4 protein-coding genes are annotated in these 4454 nt (G+C 70.9%); all 4 read left to right on the plus strand.

What is annotated here, in order from left to right:
• Positions 1-108 precede the first annotated feature (108 nt).
• Complete coding sequence (locus G6026_RS06415; protein ID WP_241727963.1) at positions 109-1719, plus strand: DASS family sodium-coupled anion symporter; 1611 nt, start codon at positions 109-111, stop codon at positions 1717-1719.
• Positions 1720-1741: 22 nt separating this feature from the next.
• Complete coding sequence (locus tag G6026_RS06420; protein WP_182612634.1) at positions 1742-2917, plus strand: aminotransferase class I/II-fold pyridoxal phosphate-dependent enzyme; 1176 nt, start codon at positions 1742-1744, stop codon at positions 2915-2917.
• Between the two features lie 99 nt (positions 2918-3016).
• Positions 3017-3160, plus strand: a complete 144-nt coding sequence (locus G6026_RS06425) for a hypothetical protein (protein WP_156509565.1) — start codon at positions 3017-3019, stop codon at positions 3158-3160.
• A gap of 21 nt (positions 3161-3181) precedes the next feature.
• On the plus strand, positions 3182-4454 hold a 1273-nt coding region (purB, locus tag G6026_RS06430), incomplete at its 3' end, for an adenylosuccinate lyase (protein ID WP_182612636.1).

The following is a 4454-nucleotide window of genomic DNA, read 5'->3' on the forward strand; positions in this document are numbered from 1 at the left end:
CGGTGAGTACACGAATGTCCCGGGGGGCCGCTCCGGGACGCGTGGCGCGCGAGGGAGAAGGCGATGGCAACCGGCGACCGTGATCGGCCGAGGGGCCGGAGGATGGTCATGGCCCCCCACCTGAGCGGCCTGGACCCGGACCCGGACCGCGGCGCGGAGATCGAGCAGAAGTCGCCCGGTGAGCGCGACGGCGCCGTGCCCCGCGGCGAGTTCGTCCGCAGTGTGATCGGGACCGTCGCCGGGGTCGCGGCCGCGGTGCTGGTCTACACGGTCATGCCGGGGGACCTGGAGCACAATGCGCGACTGACCGCTGCCGTGGCGGTGCTGCTGGGGATCTGGTGGATGACCGAGTGCATCCCCATCCCCGCCACGGCGCTGGTGCCGCTCATCGCGTTCCCGGTGCTGGGTCAGGACATCTCGGTCGACGACGTCGGCGCCCAGTACGGCAACAACATCATCTTCCTGTTCATGGGCGGGTTCCTCATCGCGATCGCCATGCAGCGGTGGAACCTGCACCGGCGGATCGCCCTGCTCACCGTGCGCGCGATGGGCACCCGGTCCACGCGCGTGATCGCCGGGTTCATGATCGCGACCGGGTTCCTGAGCATGTGGGTGTCGAACACCGCGACGGCCGTGATGATGCTGCCGATCGGTGTGTCCGTGCTGATGCTGGCCTCCGAGCTCGGCGGCGGCGGCGACGGTGACGGGAAGACCGCGATGCCCGAGATGGACCCGCAGGCGGATCCGAGCTCCGATGCGGTGAAGGAGGCGGTGATCCGCTCCAACTTCGGCACGGCCCTCATGCTCGGCATCGCCTACGCGGCGTCCGTCGGGTCACTGGCGACGATCATCGGGACCCCGCCCAACACCCTGCTCGCCGGATACCTCAGCGCCGAGCACGACATCCAGCTGGGCTTCGGCCAGTGGATGCTGGTCGGGCTGCCGCTCGCGGTGGTCATGCTGGTGATCACCTGGCTCCTGCTCACCAAGGTCCTGTTCAAGCCGGAGATCGAGCGGATCCCCGGTGGGCGGAAGCTGTTCGACGACGAGCTGCGCAGACTCGGCCCGACGTCGTCCGGCGAGAAGCGCGTGCTGGCCGTGTTCGTGGCGGCCGCGGTGGCGTGGGTGGCGGTCCCGCTGGTGTTCGAGGAGCCGCCGATCTCGGACGCGGGCATCGCGCTCGCGGCCGGTCTGCTGCTGTTCCTGCTGCCCGCCGGATCCCAGCGCGGCGTGCGGCTGCTCACCTGGGACGCCGCGCTGGCACTGCCCTGGGGCGTGCTCCTGCTGTTCGGCGGCGGGCTGGCGCTGTCCTCGCAGTTCTCCGGCTCGGGGCTCACCGACTGGATCGGCGAGCAGGCCGGTGCGCTGGGTGCCCTGCCGGTCATCCTGCTGGTGGTGGTGGCCGCCACGGGGATCATCTTCCTCACCGAGCTGACCAGCAACACCGCCACCGCCGCGACATTCCTGCCGGTCGCGGGTGGGGTGGCGCTGGGTCTCGGGCTCGACCCGATGCTGCTGGCGGTCCCGGTCGCCCTGGCCGCCACCTGCGCGTTCATGCTGCCGGTGGCGACCCCGCCCAACGCCATCGCGTACGGATCCGGATACGTGACGATCGGCCAGATGATCCGCGGCGGGGTGTGGCTCAACCTCGTGGGGATCGTGCTCATCACGCTCGTCACCATGACCCTGTTGGTGTGGGTGTTCGGACTGACCTCCTGACGGGGGCGATAGCGTCGGGGGCATGAGCGTCGCGCGTACCCCCTCTCTCAGGTCGGCCGTCGAGCCGTTCCACGTCATGAGCGTCCTGGCCGCGGCGGCGCGGCGTCAGGAGTCCCACGGCGACGTGATCTCCCTGTGTGCCGGGCAGCCCTCGACCCCGGCGCCCGGGCCGGTGCTGGAGGCCGCACGGCGCGCGGTGGACGGCGAGATCCTCGGCTACACCGAGGCGATCGGAATCCGACCGCTCCGGGAGGCGATCGCGGACCACCACCGGCGGGTGGACGGTGTCGAGGTGACCGCCGACGACGTCGTCGTCACCACCGGGTCGTCCGGCGGATTCACGGTGCTCTTCCTGGCCGCGTTCGATCCCGGGGACACCGTCGTCATGGCCCGCCCCGGGTACCCCGCCTACCGCAACACCCTCCAGGCCCTGGGCTGCCTTGTCCACGAGATCGCCTGCGGCCCCGAGACCCGGTACCAACCCACGGTCGCGCAGCTCGAGGCGGTCACGGCGGAGCTGGGCCACCCGCCCGCCGGCCTCATCGTGGCCAGTCCCGCCAACCCGACCGGGACGATCATCGACGCCGCCGAACTCGCCGCCCTCGCGCGCTGGTGCGAGGCCCACGGCACGTTGCTGGTCAGCGACGAGATCTACCACGGCGTCACCTACGGCCGGGAGTGCGCGAGCGCATGGCGGACGAGCCGCGAGTCCGTGGTGATGGGCTCGGTGTCCAAGTACTTCTCCATGACCGGCTGGCGGATCGGGTGGATGCTGCTGCCGCGGTACCTGAGCGCCCCCGTGGACCGGCTCATCGGAAACCTCACCATCTGCCCGCCCGCGCACGCCCAGTTCGCCGCCGTCGCCGCGTTCACCGAGGACTCGGCAGCCGAGCTCGACTCACACGTGGAGCGGTACGCCCGGAACCGCGAGCTCGTGCTGCGCCGACTCGCCGGACTCGGGGTGGGGGAGACCGCACCTCCCGACGGAGCCTTCTACACCTACTTCGACGTCTCGCAGTGGACCGACGACTCGGTGGCGTGGTGCGCGGAGATCCTCGAACACACGGGGGTCGCGCTGACACCCGGCGTCGACTTCGACACCGTCGACGGCCACCACACGGTCCGGTTGAGCTTCGCCGGGGCAACCGACGAGATCGCCGAGGCCATGGACCGGCTCGAGGCGGAACTGGCGCCGTAGGCACCGGCCCGTGGACGCCGTGGGCACCGGCCCGTAGGCGCCTTGGGCCTCGGGGACGTGGCGTCCCCGCCGGTGCCTCCGGGCGGCTACCGTCGGCGCATGGGTTCCGCCGAGATCATCACCGCCAGCGTCTACATCACCCGGCCGTGGCTGCTGCTGCAGGCGCCGCTGACGGTCGAGCAGGTCTACCTCAACGCCCGCGAGATCCTCGCCGGGTCCACCGGCGGCTCGGTCATCTCCTGATCGGGCTGCGATACTGGGGGCGTGACCGCCCAGAACGCCGTACCCGCCCGGGCCACCAAGCCCCGGATCTCCAACGTCCTCGCCTCGCGCTACGCGAGCGCCGACCTGGCCACTCTGTGGTCCGCCGAGCACAAGATCGTGCTCGAGCGGCAGCTGTGGATCGCCGTCCTGCGCGCTCAGCGTGATCTGGGAGTCACCGTTCCCGACGGTGTGATCGAGGCCTACGAGGCCGTGATCGATCGCGTGGACCTGGCGTCGATCGCCGAGCGCGAGCGGGTGACCCGGCACGATGTCAAGGCCCGGATCGAGGAGTTCAACGCCCTCGCCGGACACGAGCAGATCCACAAGGGAATGACGAGCCGGGACCTCACCGAGAACGTCGAGCAGCTCCAGGTGATCCGCTCCCTCGAGTTGGTCCGCGACCGCGGGGTGGCAGCGGTTCGCCGGTTGGCCGAGCACGCGGTGGCGCACCGCGACCAGGTGATGGCCGGCCGCAGCCACAACGTCGCCGCGCAGGCCACCACCCTGGGCAAGCGCTTCGCCTCCGCGGCCGATGAGCTGCTGTTGGCGCTCGAGCGGGTCGACTCACTGATGGAGCGGTACCCCCTGCGCGGTATCAAGGGCCCGATGGGCACCGCGCAGGACATGCTCGACCTGCTCGGGGGCGACGCCGGGAAGATGTCGGAGCTCGAGAGCCGCATCGCCGGGCACCTGGGCTTCTCCCGGACCCTGGACTCGGTCGGCCAGGTGTACCCGCGGTCCCTCGACCACGAGGTCGTCTCCGCGCTGGTCCAGTTGGGCGCCGGCCCGTCCTCGCTGGCCCACACGATCCGGCTGATGGCCGGACACGAGCTGGTCACCGAGGGTTTCCAGCCCGGCCAGGTCGGGTCGTCGGCCATGCCGCACAAGATGAACACCCGGTCCTGCGAGCGGGTCAACGGGCTCCAGGTGGTCCTCCGCGGGTACGGCTCTATGGCCGCCGAGCTCGCCGGCGCGCAGTGGAACGAGGGCGACGTCTTCTGCTCGGTGGTGCGTCGTGTCGCTCTGCCGGATGCGTTCTTCGCGCTGGACGGCATGTTCGAGACGTTCCTGACCGTGCTCGACGAGTTCGGGGCGTACCCGGCCGTGATCGACAAGGAGCTCCAGCGCTACCTGCCGTTCCTCGCCACCACCAAGGTCCTCATGGCGGCCGTCCGGGCCGGGGTCGGCCGAGAGGTCGCGCACGAGGCGATCAAGGAGAACGCGGTGGCGGTGGCGTTGGCGATGCGGGAGGAGGGCCGCGAGCCCGACCTCG

The organism is Dietzia sp. DQ11-38-2 (assembly GCF_014145055.1).
In the GTDB taxonomy this organism is placed as follows: domain Bacteria; phylum Actinomycetota; class Actinomycetes; order Mycobacteriales; family Mycobacteriaceae; genus Dietzia.

Bases quoted from the DNA above. Each gene is read 5' to 3' on its own strand.
- G6026_RS06415 (WP_241727963.1), top strand. From the start codon at position 109: ATGGCCCCCCACCTGAGCGGCCTGGACCCGGACCCGGACCGCGGCGCG.
- G6026_RS06420 (WP_182612634.1), top strand. From the start codon at position 1,742: ATGAGCGTCGCGCGTACCCCCTCTCTCAGGTCGGCCGTCGAGCCGTTC.
- G6026_RS06425 (WP_156509565.1), top strand. From the start codon at position 3,017: ATGGGTTCCGCCGAGATCATCACCGCCAGCGTCTACATCACCCGGCCG.